The sequence below is a fragment of the Sporosarcina sp. CAU 1771 genome (assembly GCF_054482775.1).
The window spans coordinates 1-18329 of sequence record NZ_JBTLRN010000026.1 but is presented as its reverse complement, the minus strand read 5'-3'; the positions used below and the strand labels follow the sequence as shown (position 1 = coordinate 18329).

The window sequence follows — 18329 nt, the reverse complement described above, 5'->3', positions numbered from 1 at the left end:
TAGGGGTGTTCAGATTCCTTCATTTAGATGTAGCAAATAGAAATTTTTGTAGGAAGGTAGGATACATATATGAAAAAAGTAGAACTTATCGATATCTCTAAATCATACGATAAGCAAAATGATGTTATTTCCAATATAAACGTAACAATCGAGCCAGGCGAGTTTTTTGTTCTTGTTGGTCCGTCTGGATGTGGAAAGAGCACAATGCTGCGAATGATTGCAGGTTTAGAAGATATCACAGGAGGTACTCTTAAAATAGGTGAGGTCGTTGCAAACAATTTACCTCCGAATAAACGAGAGTTGTCGATGGTTTTCCAAAACTATGCTCTTTATCCGCATCTAACTGTTGAGCAAAATATCTCTTTTGGTTTGCATGTCAAGAAAGTTTCAAAAACGGAACAGCAGAGACGAACGCAGGAAGTTGCTGAAATGTTAGGATTGGCTGAGTTTTTGAAACGGAAACCTCGTGAACTTTCCGGTGGACAGCGCCAACGTGTAGCGCTCGCACGTGCAATTGTTACAGAAGCTCCAATTTGTTTGATGGACGAACCTTTATCGAACTTGGACGCAAAATTACGTGGTCAGATGCGTTCTGAAATCAGACGAATTCAGCGCCAATTTAATATTACAATGATTTATGTCACGCACGATCAGGTAGAAGCGATGACAATGGGTGACCGAATTATGATTCTTCACGAAGGGGAGATTCAGCAAGTTGGAAAGCCTATCGATATTTACAACAACCCTGCAAATCCTTTTGTGGCGACATTTATCGGTTCTCCAGCTATGAATCTAGCAAAAGCTACTGTAGATAGAAATGCGTCGGAATTACTAATAGAAGGTGTTATCCGCCTACCTTTAACGAAAGAGGAAATGGATAGTATTGAGTCTGACAAAGTAATTGCTGGTATTCGACCGGAGCATATGTTGGCTGCAGTACAAGGCGGTCCTGAAAAAGGGAAAGTTGATTTAGAAGTAACGAACGTTGAAATATTAGGGAATGAAACGGTATTCTCATTCAAGTTAGGAGAAAATGAATGGATGGCCAAGTGGAGTGGGCAGTGGCATCTTGAAATTGGCGACACGATACCTGTGGTAATTAATTTCGAGTCACTTTGCATTTTTGATGAGGCTACGGATAAATTAATAAAACGTCCAACAGATTTAGGTAATTATGTGTTTGGAAAAGAGGTTCTGACATGAATGCGCCGGACAAAATAAGTGCTTGGCGTAGATCGGTGAATGTTCGAACAGGACTCTTGTATTTATTGCCATCCATTGTTATTTTTTCAGTGTTTGTGTTTTACCCGATGTTTAGAACAATTTATTTAAGCTTTTTCTTAACGGATCAATCGGGCGAAGCCGCTTTATTTGTTGGAATGGAGAACTACACATATTTAATGAGTTCAACTGCTTTCTTAAATAGTATGAAAGCTACCGGATTATTTGTACTTTACACGGTTCCGATAGGGATTGCTTTGGCATTGTTTTTAGCTCTTTTAGCAAATGAAAAGTTAAAGGGAATCGGGATCTTCCGAACGCTTTATTCTTCAACAATGGGGATTTCCGTTGCCGCATCATCTGTTATTTGGTTGTTCTTATTTCACCCAAGTGTAGGTATGTTTAACAGGCTGTTGAATGTGTTGAACATCCCTCAAGTGCAGTGGTTACTCGATCCAGAATGGGCACTCATATCCGTATCCGCTTCAACGATTTGGATGAATACCGGATTTTCATTTTTAATATTACTTGGTGGGTTACAAAATATTGACGAGCATTTATATGAAAGTTCTCGAATTGACGGAGCAGGTTACTGGTATCGCTTACGAAGAATTACGTTGCCTATGCTATCTCCGACAATGTTCTTTATTATTACGATTTCGCTTATTAACGCGTTCCAAACTTTCGGTCAAATTGATATTTTGACAAAAGGGGGACCGTCGCAATCGACAAACTTAATTGTATATTCTATTTACCGAGAAGCCTTTATTAACTACCAATTTGGAACAGCAAGCGCACAGGCAGTGGTGTTGTTTATATTCATCCTTGTTGTGACGATTCTTCAGTTCAAGCTTGGAGAAAAGAGGGTGCATTATCAATGACAATGAGCACACCAAAGAAAATAGGGTTTTATATCTTATTATCAATTACATCATTTATTGTGTTTTTCCCGGTTCTATATGCATTCATCATTTCATTTATGACCGGACCAGAAGTATTGCAAGGTAAGTTTTTCCCAAGTAACTTTAATTTAGATAACTATATACGTGTGTTTACTAGATTACCTCTACTAGAATACTTGGTTAACAGTTTTGTTGTTTCAACCGTTGTTATGTTAGGACAACTTTTAATATGTAGTCTTGCTGCATATGCGTTCGTCTTTATCCCATTTAGGGGAAGCAACTTAGTGTTTTTCATATTTGTTTCAACGATGATGATTCCGTGGGAAGCGACGATGATTCCGAACTTCTTTACGATACAAAAATTAAATTGGTTGAACACTTACCAAGGCTTAACGATTCCATTTTTTGCATTAGCCTTTGGTACCTTCTTGTTAAGGCAGCATTTCAAAACAATTCCGAAAGAATTGCATGAAGCTGCGCAAATTGCTGGTTTAGGACGTTTCGCCTTTTTCTGGCGAGTTATCCTCCCTGTGTCGAAAACGAGTATGGTAACTTTAGGAGCCTATGGTTTTCTGACTACATGGAATATGTATTTATGGCCACTTCTTATTACGACGAACAGTTCTGTTCGTACCGTACAAATTGGCCTTAAACAGTTGCAGACCCAAGAAGTTGCAACAGATTGGGGGGTGGTTATGGCAGGAGTCATCGTAGTAATAATACCAACATTGCTTCTGCTTTTCCTTGGTCAAAAGCAATTGCAGAAAGGCCTTTCACAAGGCGCACTGAAGTAAAACTAAAAAGGGGTGTTTGGAAGAATGAAGAAACTATTAAAATCCTCACTATTTTTAATGATGATCCTAGGCGTACTTGTTATTGCTGCTTGTTCTAACAGTGATGACGGAGATGCTACAGAAAGCACAGATGCAGAAAAACCTGAAGTAGAAACAGAAAAGCCAGATGCAGAAGTATCTGAAGATGGTAAAGTAGTTATTGAGTTTTGGCATGCAATGTCAGGTCATTTACAAGAAGTTCTTGATGGCGTTGTAAAAAATTACAATGAGTCTCAAGACAAGTACGAAGTTAAGGCTGAGTTCCAAGGGTCTTATGAAGAGTCATTAACGAAGCTACGTAGTGTTGGTGGAACGAAAGACGCGCCAGCAATCACACAAGTATTTGAAGTTGGAACAAAATACATGATTGACAGTGGATTTATTGAGCCAATGCAATCATTTATTGACAAAGACAACTATGATATCTCACAGTTGGAAGATAATATTTTAAACTATTACCGTGTAGATGGCGAATTGTACTCAATGCCATTCAATTCATCAACACCGGTAATGATTTATAACAAAGATGCATTTAAAGCTGCTGGACTAGATCCAGAAATGGCACCTGAAACTTTCCAACAAGTAATTGAAGCAGCTGCAAAGTTGAAGACAGACGATATGGCTGGATTCTCGATGCTTACGTATGGTTGGTTCTTTGAGCAACTCGTTGCAACACAAGGCGGATTATATGTAAACGAAGATAACGGTCGTGCTGGCGATGCAACAGAGTCATTGTTTAACGGCGAAGAAGGACTTCGTGTATTTAATTTCCTAGATACAATGAACAAAGCAGGTTCTTTTGGTAACTTCGGAACAAACTGGGATGATATCCGTGCTGCATTTTCATCAGAAAAAGTAGCAATGTATATGGATTCATCTGCTGGTGTATCAAATATGATTGCAGCTTCACCATTTGAAGTAGGTGTAGCATACATTCCATATTCAGAAGAAGCTGAACGTAACGGTGTTGCAATCGGTGGAGCTTCACTATGGATGTCAAAAGGAATTGCTGAAAATGAACAAGATGCTGCATGGGATTTCATGAAGTATTTAACAACTCCTGAAGTGCAAGCAGATTGGCATCTTGATACGGGTTATTTTGCAATCAACCCAAGTGCTTATGAAATTGATAAAGTAAAAGAGAAGTGGGCAGAAGTTCCACAACTTAAAGTAGTTGTTGATCAACTTCAAGATACAAAGGCAGGCCTTGCAACACAAGGAGCGCTTATCTCTGTATTCCCTGAGTCACGTCAACTAGTTGTTACAGCACTAGAAGACCTCTACCAAGGTAAAGACCCGCAAACCGCGCTTGACGAAGCGGCAGAAGGTACGAACCGTGCAATGGATATTGCTAACAAAACAAAATAAGATGTAACTCAAAAAAACTAGGCACTCACTAAGGTGCCTAGTTTTTTTGCATTAATAAAATGTAGAAAAGTTTTTTGCATTAATAAAATGTAGAAAAGTGACGACTTTTATGGAAAACACTCGATAAATTACCAATAATGTGTAATAATTAAGTTATATAGACGGAACATTCGAACCATTCAGTTAATGTAAAAGATGGAATATAACGACAGTTAAAGTAGTTAGTTTCCAAGTAATGGAGGTGAATTGAGATGAAGATGCTTTTAATAGACTCCGATGAATCTGCGCTAAATCTACTAGAATTATTACTTTCGCAAATGGAAAACATTCAAGTGGTCGGAAAATATACAGATCCTCGACTTGCCTATGCTGACATTGAAAAAACAAAGGCTAATGTCATATTTTCAGATATTCAATTGGGAAAAATTCAAGGGTTGCAATTTGCAGACGTCATCATGTCTCAATTCCCTCACTTGTCTTTTGTCTTTGTTACAGACTATACGGAATATGCGTTTGAAGCATTTGAAGTAAATGCTTTTGATTACTTGTTGAAACCTTTAGATCAAAAAAGGTTAAAGAAAACAGTTCGCAACTTAAAAGAGAAACACTTAGAAAGTGAACACGTGGAATTGATTGCTCCTAAAACTAGGCGGTTATTCGCACGTACGATGGGGACCTTTCACTTACTAGACTTTGAGCAAAAGGAAGTAAAGTGGCGCACGAAAAAAGTGAAGGAATTGTTTGTTTATCTTTGGCATAATCACAAGAATCCTTTACATCGAACGCGTATCATTGAAGAGTTATGGCGAGACACTCCTGAAGATAAAGCAACTACGATATTGCACACGACCGTTTATCAATTAAGAAAAACACTGAAAAATGTAGGTGTGGAACATCCAGTCAAGCTTATTAATGAAAGATACGTATTGAGTGTTCCGGTAGATAGTGATATTAAGCAACTGGAACGCGCCCTTGAAACCCAGGAATCTACTTCATGCATTAAGGAAATTATTGATTTGTATCAAGGGGACTATTTAGAAGAAGAAAATTATCTTTGGATTCAATTTAAGCAACAAAAAATAAAAAAAGAATTATTAGAGTATCTAGAAAACTTTATTTCAAATGTACAATTAGACCCAAATCATCAGCATCTACTTGAATTATGCTATGAAAAAATGATTCGATTGGAACCATATAATGAAAAATATAGCTATTTATTGCTGGAACATTACGGGAAAACTAAGAACAAACAAAAGATGATCCACTTTTTTAAAGAATTTAAAGAAAAATGGTTAGAAGAGTTAGGAATCGATATACCTATTGAAGTAGAAGAAGTTTACAAGAAATATATTGTCTCATAAACTAACAGAATCTATTAAAAAAACTAGCATTTATTTCACTAATTTAGTGAAATTGCTAGTTTTTTTGTTGTTTTTCGCTAATTTTGGTGAATTTGTTCAGAAATTGTTCAGAGTATTCTTGCTATTATACTAATAAGTAGTTTGGTGGATTGACTAACTATATCGGATTATTATTATTTGTTAAATGGAACTTTAAACCTAAGTTCATTAATTAAAATATTCGGTAAAGTCAATTATACCTATAGAAATGCTAAACGATGATTTTAAACCAGCAGCAGTTAATGTAGCGAAAAGTTATCAAATGGATAAAACGAAAACGTATGTATATGAAGTATTTGGTAGTGGTTGGCTCGAGACGATGACATATGCGGGAACCAAGTATACTGGAACCCCTGGATGGAACCTATGGAAATCTGTAGACTCGGAGGGAGATGTGGGGTATTCGATTGAGATAGAAAATAGCAATGGTTATTTCACTAAAAACTGTGTGGATGCAACGACAAACTGTAACGGCGACTCAATTACGTACCTTAAATACCCATTATCAATCGGGCAGAAATGGGACACGACTATGTTCGCACCAGGAACTTACACAATTGTATCTCTTGATCGAACTGTAACAACGAAAGCCGGAACTTTTCATAATGTAATTGAAGTGAAAAGTAATTACAATGACATTCTGTATTATGCACCAAACGTTGGGACAATTAAACTAGTGGCTTTTGGCGAAACGGTGTTAGAGTTAATAGAACTAAAATGAGTTATTCAGAATAACTAATCATACCGCGTGAGAGTCGATAGACTTTCATGCGGTATCTTTAAGTCGTCTATCTCTTTCATCGCTAATACTCTATAATAGGAAGTAGCACAACAAGGATATGGAGATGATTTATTGAAAAAGAATTGCTTACTATTTCTAGTTATGGCATTTGTTTTAAGTGGTTGTACCTCTGGAAAATCAGTGGAAATAGACATTCCAAACGATTTTACGAGTCGTGGAACTATCCCTGTAATGGACATTCATTCGACCCAAACTACCATTTCAATTGGAATGATTGGCGATATCCTTCTTCATAATCCGTTGTATACGTATGACAACTATGATTTTGCATTTGCAAGTGTGAAAGAAAAGTTAACAGGAATTGATTTTCTTTTGGCGAATCAAGAATCTATGCCTGGTGGCGCAGAACTTGGATACTCGGGTTATCCAAGCTTTAATAGTCCAAAACATATTGTAAGAGATTTGAAAGCGAATGGTGTAGATATGCTGTCGATTGCAAACAACCATACAATTGACCGTCTTGAAAAAGGAACAATGAGTGCCATTCGTAACATTAAAGAATACGATATGCCGTATGTTGGCGCATATTCGTCTTTTGAAGACCAAGCTGTTGATCGAATTGTGGATGTGGATGGGGTTCGTCTTGGTATATTGGCTTATACATATGGTACGAATGGAATTCCGGTTCCCCAAGGAAAAGAATATCTAGTGTCTCTCATTGAACGTGAGCGAATGGAGAAAGAAATTAAACGACTTAAGGATCTCGTAGATGTCATGATTGTATCTATGCACTGGGGGAATGAATACCAGCTAAAACCTTCGAGTGAGCAGGAAGAGTTGGCTCAGTTTGTTTCTGAACTAGGTGCGGATATCATTTTTGGTCATCACCCACATGTGCTTCAAAAGTATGATGAAGTAAATGAAACAAAGGTGTTTTATTCGCTCGGTAATTTCTATTCGGCACAACAATTTGACTCTACAAATATAGGTGGAATTGCAAAGATTTCTGCAACGAAAGAAAGCATTGCGGGGAAGTCATCGACAAAAATTCATGAACCGAACTTTTTCCCAACAGCAGTAATTAAAGATTCGGCACAAAGATTTCAAGTTATCCCATTGAAAGAAGCAGGAGCAAAGGCGATTTACGGAGAAGAGTGGGCCATTAATCATTTAGGCGTTCCTACTTGGTAATCAATAATAAGAACAAATCGGAACTACCACTGATTGAGAATCCCTAGTATTTCATCCTCTACCTACAGAGATAGAAATCATCTTTTGAAGTTAGTTAATTTAAAGTGAAAGAGGTCGTTGGATGAAAAAAGTAAGTGTACTTGTAATGTTCGTCTTGCTCTTCAGTTATGTATTCCCTTCAGCCAAAGTTGATGCTAAAAAATTTCCAGATGTTAAACAGTATCTAGAAGAAGTTGATTACCTGTCAGAGAGGTCTATTATTCGTGGGTACGAAGACGGTTTGTATCGACCTGAGAACCCATTAACACGACTTCATGCAATCAAAATATTATTGGATGCGATTGAAATTACTGATTTTACAGCACCCAATCCAAACTTCACAGATATGAATCCGAAGAGTTATGGATATAAGGAAGTCGCGAAAGCTGTCCAACTTGGTATTATTTCAGGAAAGACCGCTAAAGACGGAACGAAATTCTTCGATCCAGATAATCATTTAACGCGTGGTCAAATGGCGAAGGTAATTGTGGAATCTAAAAAACTAGCAATCAAACAAACTACATTTTTTTTAGATGTACCGCCTTCAGATGGATTTCATGATTACATATCGACCCTTGCTTCCGAACGCATTACAGGAGGCTATGCAGACGGTACGTATCGACCAGCCAATAACATTTCCCGCCTGCACTTTGCAGTCTTTGTTGCCCGAATGTTAGAGGATCGATTCAAACCATCTGAAGTTAATAAAGCTCCTAGTTTTCTTAAGGATAGGACGAAAACCTATTCATGGATTTACTACGATGACGGTGAAGTAATTGAAACGAAACTGCAAAAATCAGATCTAGAGTATTCAGGGCCATCAAGTTGGGATTTATGGAAAGAACAAGATGGAGCAAGTGAAGGTTATTTTATTGCAAATGAAAGTGAAAAAGGTTTGTTTGAAATAGGGTGTCGTTATTTTGATCGTATTGTTTGCGAATCCTATGGTGAGGAACCTTCGCCCGAACTACACTATCCATTGTATGTAGGGAAGAAGTGGGGGTTAAATTCAACTAGCCGTACTGTCGTATCAATAAGCCAGGAAGTAAGCATACGGGCGAAAATATATAAGAATGTCATTGAAGTAAAAGATGCAGATGGATGGCACTATTTCTATGCACCGAATGTAGGATTGATTCGAACGGTAGATAATGGGCATGTTTTTGCAGAACTTGTTGAGCTGAATTAATCGAAAAAAAGACCAGAGCCCTTCTCTCGAGAGAGGCGGTTCTGGTCTTTTTGTTTCTGTCGTTATTCTGCTTTTGTCATTTGTTTCGTGTTATAAATAAAGTTAGAAATGATTTTTGCTGCTTGATCGCGTGATGTTGGTTGTGCAGGCATATATTTCCCTGCAGAACCTGTTGCAATGCCCAGCTCATAAAGTACGGAAATTGCATTTTCTGTTTCTTCATCAGAGCTACCAAAGTCCGTGAAAGGAGCTTTTGCAGAAGCTGTTATTTTTTCACCCGTATAGTTCTCAAACGCGCGGTTAATCATTAATGCTAATTGAGAGCGAGTTACTAACTCAGCTGGCTTGAATTTTCCATCGTTATTAACTACTAATCCATTTTCAAATGCAGCAGCAATTTCAGATTTCGTTGCATCGCCGACTTTGCCAAGATCAGTAAATGGTGCTGCATTCTCTGCCTTTAAATCCAATGCACGAACAAGTAAAGAAGCAGCTTGTGAACGTGTCAATTGAGTAGCTGGAGAGAATGTAGTAGGCGTAGTTCCGTTTACTAGATCGCGATAATATAAATCGGAAACATACTGATACGACCAATTCTTAACTGACATATCGGTGAATGGAACTTGTGCTAGGATACGTCCCTCAAGACCTGTTTTAATCGTTCCGATAGATTCCATTTGATTCACAAAGTTTTCCCAGTCGCTAAAACCTGGTTCACTTGCACGACCTTCATCGTATGCAGCTTTCAGCATATCGTAGCCATCTCCACCTGTTGCAGTGAAAACGTTTGTCGTGACGTGATACATCTTGTCCATTTCAATTTCTTTACCGTCAACCATCATTGAAACTACACGATCGCCGGAAGTAGCTTTACCGTCGAAAACGAGTTGCATTCCTGAAATATGAAGAAATGCACCTGATTCTTTAGGATAATCTCTTACAGAATGTTCGAAAACAGCTTTTAGCTCTTTACCGCTTAATTCCATAAGTGCTAGCGTATTTCCGAAAGGAAGTACTGAAATTGCTTGACCGTACGTAATCGGCCCTACTGGAATTGATTGGCGAATTCCGCCTCCATTTTGGAACGCAAGAACAGTCTTCGGTTGAATCTCTTTTGCTTTAGAAAGCATGCCGTCGGTAATAATGTTTCCAAGGTTTGTTTCGCCTGCGCGAACACCACCAAGGCTACGAAGACCGCTTAGGAATACACCTGCTGTTGCTTCCGTCTGTTTCGTCATTGTTTCATTTACTTTATCGTCAAAAGGTTTCATAAGGGCAGCAGCCACTTCATCTACTTTTGCGTCTTCATCCTTAGCTCCAGGTACTGTATGAAGTTTACCGTCATAATCAGTAATCACTCCTTGTTGATTGAAAGTGACGTCAAGTTGACCAAGGAATTTATTATACTCATTAGCTTGTACAATTAGAGTAGGTTCTGAATCTTCATTCGTAACAAAAGTAGGTTCAAGTTTTTTGTGTGTATGACCACCTACGATAATATCAATGCCAGGTACATTTGCGGCAAGTAACTTATCATTGTCAACTAAATCAGAATCATCGAAACCGATATGTGTAATTGCAATGATTTTGTTAATGCCTGCAGCTTCAAAATCAGCAACTGCTTGTTTTGCTTCATCAATATAATTCGAAAAAACTACTTTATCTGGACTAGAAATATCTACGGTTTCTTCTGTTGTTAATCCGAAGATTCCAACTTTTTCGCCGTTCACTTCTTTAATGATTCCATTATAAATGTTTCCATCTTCTGGTGTTTCTGTAATCGTACGAGATTGTAAACCATCAAATAGTGGATCTTGAGAAAAATTAAGGTTAGCGCCTACGAGTGGAAATTCGGCTGCTTTAATAAAATCAACAAGCGACTTATGACCATCCGGAGAACTTCCAAGGTCAAATTCGTGGTTACCAAATGTCATCGCATCGTACTTTAAGTAATTCATTGCGACAATATCCGCTTGCCCTTCAAATTCGTTGAAATAAAGGGTGCCAGAAAATACATCACCGGCGTCAAGAAGGAGGTTGTTCGGGAACTCTGCACGAAGATCATTGAGTTGTGCTGCCCGTTTTGAAAAGTTAGCAAGATTTGCATGTGTGTCGTTGGTATGGAATACAGTCATTTTAAAACTTCCAGGTGTTGAGTCAGCAGCTGATACTGGTGAGAAACCTGACATGCTGAATAAGAGAATTGCGACAGCGAAAATATTAAAAATACTTTTCTTCATGCTACACATCCTTTTTCCATTTTATTGGTGCATTCTTGTCGAATCAAAAGTTTGAATGATTTCAAAACACCAATTATGTTAATTATACCCGTCCTTTCCGAATTATACAAACTATCGAAAAGTAATAAAAAAACCAGAGTGACCATTTAAGGTTTCTCTGGTTCTAATTCATTAATCAATAGAATAGTATTGTACAAGCCCTTGATAGATGGACTCTGCATAGATTTCTAGAAATCTACTGTTGGTAAGTTTTGCAAAGTCATCTTTGTTTGAAATAAAACCAAGTTCAATCAGGATAGCAGCTACATTGTTATTTCGAATAACAAAGAAGTTTGTGTCTTTTACCCCTCGATTCACCATACCGGCGTCTCGAACAAGGTTATTTAGAACATATCTAGCTAATACTTTACTTTCTGATCCATTTGGATTTGTAGCTGAATCAATCCAAACCTCAGTACCTTTTGCCGCGGTACTGGAAGCTGCGTTTACGTGAATTGAGACAAATGTTTCTGCGTATGATTTCTTTGCAAAATCAGTCCGCTGTTGCAACGTAAGGTACGTATCATTTGAACGAGTAACTAATACTTTTGCACCTGCTTTTTTTAATTTCTCAGAGACAAGATTCGAAACGGTTAAAGCAATGCTTTTTTCAGTGACACCTGCCCGGTTTGCTCCAGGGTCATGAGCTCCATGACCAGGATCAAGGACAATGATGCGATTTTTAAGAGGTTCATTTGGGTTTGTGTTTAGTAACTTCAAGAACGTCTTGTCGACAAAACCAATATCGTTCGTATTAAATTTAATTTTAGCCCAAGTCCCTTCTAAAGAAAGAACATCTACTTTTGTACCTAAACTTAACTTGCTTAAAATAGCAGACCCAGTACTCGCGGAAGCTCGAACATTAAGACTAGAAACAGTTACTTTACCGATAAGATCCCCAGTTGTTTGTGATGGGGGAGTAGGAGTTTCAATTTCATCCTGAACGGGAACTGTATAGTTCGAATGAATGTAACCTGGAATTCCATTCACTAAAATTAAGCTCCAACTTCCTTTAATGCCATATACCTCGACAACATCATCGGAATTTAACTTGCCGATAATAGTACCTGATGTAGAAGGAAGCGTACGAACGTTTAGGAGTGTACCATCCGTTTTGATTTTCGCGAAATAGGATGCACTGCCGATAGGTTTTGAATCTGAATCTAAAAAGTTGATATATTTCTTAGATACAAATGCTGGACGGCTCCAGTGTTTAATTTCTACCCAATCCCCATCGTCTTTAATAACAGTAACATTCTGTCCCTTTTTAAGTGAACCAATAACATTTCCTGATGAGACACTTGGACTTGTTCTGACGTTCAGGCTGTCTTCATTTACTTTACCTTGAGCGATCGAGTTAGAGTTTGTAGATTGGACTGGCAATGCAAACTGTTTGTCCAAAGCGCGGGCAACAAACAAAGCAAATTGACCTCGTGTTAATAATTGAGATTTACCAAATTTCCCATTACTACCTCTCGTAACACCGGCATAATAAAGGCCATTAATGTAAGAATCGCCTTGATTAATGTCGCTAAATATAGTTGGTTGATTTTCAGTAATATTTGTTGAAAGGTTGAAAGCTTTTGAAAGAGCGTACGCAAGCTCGGCTCGATCAATATGTTCGTTTAGCTTAAGGCTTCCGTCCGATTGTGTTTTAAAGAATCCTAACGCAACGGCTTTACTAATGTAATGGTATTCTTCAGTGCCAGGCCGTATGTTTTTTAAAGTAATGTGGTTGGCATTGTAATTTTGATTGCCAGACGCTTCAACGACCATTTTAGCTGCTTGGAAGCGTGTGATGTTTTTTTCTGGTCGGTAACTTTTTGTTCCATCTTTTTCGGTATAGCCACTAATAATATCTTTATTTGCTATGTAATTTACTTCTTTAAAATATTCGTCACTGACTTTTACATCCTTGAATGAAGTCTGTGCGTATGACTTAACAGGGGCCAAAGAAACAATAGTTGTAAAAATGAGTAGTAATGCTGCACATCTTAGTATTTTCATGATGCCCTCCCTATATTATGAAGATGTAGATTTAGTGTACCAACTACTAAACTATTAAGCTATGAGAAAATATAACTAAACGTTGGGGAATTTTGTTAAATTCGCATTTAATAGAAGGAACTTTGTAGCAGGAATAAGTGTATGGGTATAAAAAAGGGAATCCCGTGAACGGAATTCCCAGAATAACAATTGAATTATTTACTAATACGGTCAATGAATGTTTTAAACTGTGACATTGTTACTCGATCAGCAACTCCAAAGTTTCCATCCTCATAACCTGTTGTAATTCCATTGTGGTAAAGAATTGCAATGTACTCGTAAGCTTCATGATCTTGTGGAACGTCTTTAAAAGTAATAGCGGATTGACCTTCAAGTCCAAACGCTTCGACAAGTACTTTAGCAAGTTGAGAACGTGTCAAGTTACCGTTTGGCATGAAATTTCCATTACTTCCTGTGAAAATACCTGCATCTGCTACAGCTAAGATAGCATCTACTTTCGGATGATCAGTAGTTACATCGTTGAAAGGAATAGTAGTGTTTGTTGTAGGTAAATCTAATTCATTTGCTAACGTGTCCGCAATTTCTGCGCGTGTTGGATAAGGTATAGCGACAGGCTTAGGTGCTACTGGTGCTGGTTTAGCGACAACTGGTGGAGCCGGCTTTGCAACAACAACAGGTGGTGGTGTTGGCGTAAAGTCCTTCACTCGACGTGCACCGATATAACGGCTACCCCAATAGTATTTATCATAAATTGATGAAATCATTACACCACGACTCGTAGATGCATGAATAAAGTTATTCGAACCGATGTAAACACCAACGTGAGAAACTCTTCTTCCATTCGTGTTAAAGAATACTAAGTCTCCAGGTTGTAAATTCGATTTTGAAACGGGTGTACCTTGTGCATACTGTGAAACTGTATCACGTGGTATTGTAATTCCGTTTTCGCGAAATACTCTTTGCGTATACGCTGAACAATCAATGCCGGAAGTAGTTGTTCCTCCGTATTTGTATGGGACTCCAATATATTTTTCTGCAGTGTTTAATAATGAAGTGAATGAACTTGCTGATGCCATAGCGGGTATGGATGTTGAAATCAATATGCTTGCTAAAAAAACGACTAAGAAACGTTTCATAAATATCTCAATTTCCCCTTTCGCACAGGTACCTTTAAAGTTCCTTGTGTGCTTTATCTGACGTAATCTTAACATAGAAAAGTCATGCCTTTGATTACAGTTGTGTTACAAGTGCATTACAAGTTGTAAGCGATTGTCATTGTTGGAATCGTATTCCGTTGAAATATACATGTTTAGGGGCTTTATTGTGTAGGTTTTCCGACTTAATTTAGCCGGGTTGTTTCTAGTGTCGTTTTTAGGGGAAACTATGCTATACTTATTTATCATGATTATCGTTTTATAAAGGAAGAAACTTAATGAAAATAGGCATTGTTGGTAACTATGGAAATAATAATAATGGAGACGAAGCAATTCTTGCAGGAATCATTGAACAGCTTAAGGTTCAATTCGATTTACCGGCAAGAAATATTTGCGTCTTCAGTAATAATCCACCACAAACGTCGAATCGTTTCGGTGTATCATCTGCTCCACTTTACTATAAAAGATCTTCTTCAATCTTAACTTTTTTCGAAACAATCAAAAAGAATTCCCCACTAATCCAAGAGTTGGACATGCTTATTATTGGTGGTGGTGGAATATTAATGGATTTTTATAACCGTGAAGCACAGTTGTTTGGTTCCTATGGAATTATGGCCAAACGAGGTAAGGTCCCCTACATCGTTTACGGATGTGGAGCAGGCCCCATAAATTCTTTGATGGGTAAATTCTTTATACGGCATCTCGTTGGTCGTGCAAAAAGTGCATCGGTCCGCGATCCTGATTCGTTGAAATTGCTCAAGAAAATTGGCGTACGAAGAGACATACAACTAATAGGTGATCCATCATTTGCGCTACCTGCAACGCCGATTGAGAAGTCGAAAGACCGAATACATAAAATAGGCGTGACAGTCGTTCCATATTACAGTCTTGCTTATTGGCCAGAAGCGAATGATGTGAAGTATGAAAACTATGTTCAAGGTATGGCAGAAAACTTGGATGAAATACTTGAGAAAAAAGATGTTGAAATCACTTTGTTTTCGACAAAATATCCACATGATGTAGACGTAACGGTCGATGTTTTTAATCGAATGGTGCACCAAGACCGAGTGACTGTAAATAAGGAGAATTTATCTCCAGAAGAGATCATTAAGATAAGTGCCGCCCAAGATTTAATAATCGGGACAAGGCTCCATTCGTTATACCTAGCTGCAAATGCAGATACACCTATAATGGCGATATCATACCACCATAAGGTTGCTGACTTTATGGCGATGGTTGAAATGAGTGAACGAACAATCGGAATTGAAGATTTAACGAAAGACAGAAATTCTTTAATTGCTATTTTAGAATTAATGGACAAGGACTGGACGGCGAAAATTGAAGAAGCTGAGAACCTTGGCGATAAAATGAGGAACATGGCTAAGCTAGGTATGAAACAGTTCCTAGCTGCGGGGAAGGACAAGTAAATGAAAAAGATATTCGTTCTAAGTAATATGTATCCGTCAAGCGAACATCCGACTTATGGTATTTTCGTGAAGAATCAAGTGAAACTTCTAGAGTCAGCCGGCGTACAAGTCGATGTTTCAACAATACAAAATCCAGGTAAAGGAAAAATTACGACAGTAAAGAAATACATGTCGTGGTTTTTCCATTCTTTTATTTATATGGTGAAGAACAAAAAACACCTTGCGTTAACGCATGCACATTATGCTTTCCCTACAGGTTTCATTTCATTGATCGGTAAAAAAATGTTGGGCATTCCCTATGTAGTTACTGTTCATGGTGGGGATATTGACAAAATGGCTGCGAAAAGTCCGCTTATTGAAAAATTAACAAAGAAGATATTGAATGAAGCAGGCTCTGTTATCGTTGTTGGTGAAAAATTACAAGAAGATGTAACAGCTAAGTTTGAGGTTCCAGCGAAGCAGGTTGAAGTGATCAGCATGGGAGTAGATACGTCTATTTTTAAGCGCTCACCGAAACAGGAGAGCATGCGTAACATTGGCCTTGATGATAAAGGAAATATCGTTCTCTTTGTAGGAAATGTAATTCGTGAAAAAGGACTTCTTGAACTTGTAGAAGCGTTCCATTCATTGAAAGAAACGAAGGACGATGCAACTTTATATATTATGGGCTCGCAGAAAAACCAACAATTTGTAGACGAGTTGAAGGCGCGAATTGACGAACTTAAGATGGAAGACATTCATTTTATAGAACCACAAGCGCAACAGAGTCTTGTTCACTGGATGAATTCCGCCGATGTACTTGTACTACCTTCCTACCATGAAGGTTTTGGACTTGTTGCATTGGAGGCAATGGCTGTAGGTACGAAAGTGGTTGGGACAGACGTTGGTGGATTATCCTATTTATTGGCGAATCAAGCGGGGATTTTAGTCGAACCAAAAAATGTGGGGTCCTTGGTTACAGGGCTTCAAGAAGCACTTAATCCAGAATCGGAAGCAGTGAATCAAGCAGTATGTGAGGAAGTTGTAGCGAGTCATTCATTTGTAACGATTGAGCGAAAGCTACTTCGTATTTATGAGTCTGTAGGAAAGCGGTAGGAGCGATTGAATGAATAAGCTAATGAAAATCATAGGTGCAGTAGCGATCATTAATATTGTGGCAAGATTGTTTGGTTTTCTTAGGGAAGTTGCAATCAGTCATGAATATGGGACTTCGACTGCAGCGGATGCAATAACTACAGCTTATACAATTCCAAATTTCATTTACTTAGTTGTCGGCGGGGCACTTACGACAGCATTTATTTCTGTTTATCATTCAACGAAGACAAATAAAGAGGTTTTCGTGCGTAAGACGTTTGCGACGGTACTACTTGCTGCGGTTTCAATTACAGTTCTTTTAATGCTTTTGACAGACCCGCTCCTTAATTTGTTCTTTAAAGACTTGGAACAGGATGATTATCTACTCGTTCGCAAACTTTTTCTTTGGATGATGCCATCGACAATCATCCTTGTTTTATCGACGTGGATGAGTGGGCTTTTAAATATCAATGGGAAGTTCAATTTATCAAGCATCTCGGTACTTATTTATAATGTTGTATTTGTAGGCGTTGGAGTCGTACTCACGCGTCAATTCGGGGTTGAATCGTATGGAATCGGAGCCTTAGTTGGAGCTATTTTGATGGGCTTATTTCTTTTCATCGGACTCAGAAAGTCAAAACTTTATTCACTTAAGCCACAGTTTAAGATGTCTGATGACGTTAAGCGTGTCTGGGTAATTGCTCTTCCAATCTTATTCGGCGGGGCATCGTTGCAATTTTATTTTGTCATTCACCGTATTGTTGCGGATACGTTAGGCGAAGGCGTAATTTCTTCCGTCAACTACGCTTCCAAATTAACCGGATTTCCCCAGGCAATTATGATGACTGCTGTAACAACCGTTATTTATCCTCTTTTAAGTAAAAAGGAAGGGATAGGGGATACGGAAACGATTCGTCGCCTGTACAAAAAAGGGTTGCTTTATTTAGTTGGACTACTTGTTCCGGCGACGGTAGTTGCTTACTTTTTTGCAGAACCTATCATTCGTCTTGTGTTTGAACGTGGGAGTTTTGATGAGCAGTCCGTTGCATTGACCTTGCCGATATTTCAAGCATTCACACTGTCTATGTTTTTCCTAGCTGCAAATACATACATTACTCGATTTTATTATGCAAAAGGGAATTCATTGATCCCGGTTCTATTTAGTGCCATCAGTGTTTTTGGAATTAATTTATTGGTGATTTATCTATTCATCGATTCAATGGGTCCTTCAGCAATTGCCTATGGAACCGTTATTAGTGCAGCTGCGAACTTCATCATGCTTTGGGTCTATTCAAAATGGAAATGGAAGCTTTGAACTGTTTGATACACTTAACGTAAAAATCCACTCAGCCTAGAGGGAAGCCACTGAAAACATACTAAGATTAGTAGTGTAGACCAAGGCATTGGTTTGCACTACTATTTTTTTGTATAGTAGAGGTGAAGAATAGACCGAATTGGACTTTGGATCTCGAATCCGTACTGAAAACTGGTCTACTTCACCAC

Annotated in this window: 14 protein-coding genes; 11 read left to right on the top strand and 3 right to left on the bottom strand. The window is 38.2% G+C overall.

Annotated elements, in window-relative coordinates; all coding sequences use genetic code 11:
* Nucleotides 1-69 precede the first annotated feature (69 nt).
* The 8 genes from ACXYMX_RS14285 to ACXYMX_RS14250 all read left to right on the top strand — a co-directional run bounded on the left by ACXYMX_RS14285 (nt 70) and on the right by ACXYMX_RS14250 (nt 8885).
* The gene (locus tag ACXYMX_RS14285) at nt 70-1203 is read left to right on the top strand and encodes an ABC transporter ATP-binding protein (RefSeq protein ID WP_459044926.1); all 1134 of its coding nucleotides are present in this window, start codon (nt 70-72) and stop codon (nt 1201-1203) included.
* Nucleotides 1200-2102, top strand: a complete 903-nt coding sequence (locus ACXYMX_RS14280) for a carbohydrate ABC transporter permease (protein WP_459044925.1) — start codon at nt 1200-1202, stop codon at nt 2100-2102. The genes ACXYMX_RS14285 and ACXYMX_RS14280 overlap by 4 nt, the downstream gene beginning before the upstream one ends.
* A 2-nt stretch (nt 2103-2104) precedes the next feature.
* Complete coding sequence (locus ACXYMX_RS14275) at nt 2105-2917, top strand: carbohydrate ABC transporter permease (RefSeq protein WP_459044949.1); 813 nt, start codon at nt 2105-2107, stop codon at nt 2915-2917.
* Nucleotides 2918-2941: 24 nt separating this feature from the next.
* Entirely contained in the window at nt 2942-4324 is a 1383-nt protein-coding gene (locus ACXYMX_RS14270; RefSeq protein WP_459044924.1) for an ABC transporter substrate-binding protein, read from the top strand.
* Nucleotides 4325-4575: 251 nt separating this feature from the next.
* Nucleotides 4576-5685: a response regulator gene (locus tag ACXYMX_RS14265; RefSeq protein ID WP_459044923.1), complete on the top strand. Its 1110-nt coding sequence runs from the start codon at nt 4576-4578 to the stop codon at nt 5683-5685.
* A 301-nt stretch (nt 5686-5986) separates the two neighbouring features.
* Nucleotides 5987-6445: a hypothetical protein gene (locus ACXYMX_RS14260; protein WP_459044922.1), complete on the top strand. Its 459-nt coding sequence runs from the start codon at nt 5987-5989 to the stop codon at nt 6443-6445.
* A gap of 132 nt (nt 6446-6577) precedes the next feature.
* Complete coding sequence (locus ACXYMX_RS14255; protein ID WP_459044921.1) at nt 6578-7657, top strand: CapA family protein; 1080 nt, start codon at nt 6578-6580, stop codon at nt 7655-7657.
* A gap of 121 nt (nt 7658-7778) precedes the next feature.
* Nucleotides 7779-8885, top strand: a complete 1107-nt coding sequence (locus tag ACXYMX_RS14250; protein ID WP_459044920.1) for an S-layer homology domain-containing protein — start codon at nt 7779-7781, stop codon at nt 8883-8885.
* A 62-nt stretch (nt 8886-8947) separates the two neighbouring features.
* On the opposite strand, the gene ACXYMX_RS14245 is transcribed toward ACXYMX_RS14250, so the two are convergent.
* From ACXYMX_RS14245 to ACXYMX_RS14235, 3 genes are all read right to left on the bottom strand, one after another.
* Entirely contained in the window at nt 8948-11125 is a 2178-nt protein-coding gene (locus ACXYMX_RS14245) for a 5'-nucleotidase C-terminal domain-containing protein (RefSeq protein ID WP_459044919.1), read from the bottom strand.
* A gap of 171 nt (nt 11126-11296) precedes the next feature.
* On the bottom strand, nt 11297-13171 hold the full coding sequence (locus ACXYMX_RS14240) for an N-acetylmuramoyl-L-alanine amidase (protein ID WP_459044918.1): 1875 nt from the start codon (nt 13169-13171) through the stop codon (nt 11297-11299).
* A 194-nt stretch (nt 13172-13365) separates the two neighbouring features.
* A complete protein-coding gene (locus ACXYMX_RS14235) occupies nt 13366-14307 on the bottom strand; it encodes a C40 family peptidase (protein ID WP_459044917.1) in 942 nt (313 codons plus the stop codon).
* 296 nt (nt 14308-14603) lie between these two features.
* Between ACXYMX_RS14235 and ACXYMX_RS14230 the strand changes: the two genes are divergently transcribed.
* The 3 genes from ACXYMX_RS14230 to murJ are packed head-to-tail and all read left to right on the top strand — an operon-like array spanning nt 14604 to nt 18141.
* Complete coding sequence (locus ACXYMX_RS14230) at nt 14604-15752, top strand: polysaccharide pyruvyl transferase family protein (protein ID WP_459044916.1); 1149 nt, start codon at nt 14604-14606, stop codon at nt 15750-15752.
* A complete protein-coding gene (locus tag ACXYMX_RS14225; protein WP_459044915.1) occupies nt 15753-16847 on the top strand; it encodes a glycosyltransferase in 1095 nt (364 codons plus the stop codon). It begins immediately after the preceding gene.
* Between the two features lie 10 nt (nt 16848-16857).
* Nucleotides 16858-18141 (top strand): murein biosynthesis integral membrane protein MurJ, encoded by a 1284-nt coding sequence (gene murJ / locus ACXYMX_RS14220; protein ID WP_459044914.1) that lies wholly within the window; start codon nt 16858-16860, stop codon nt 18139-18141.
* Nucleotides 18142-18329: the final 188 nt, after the last annotated feature.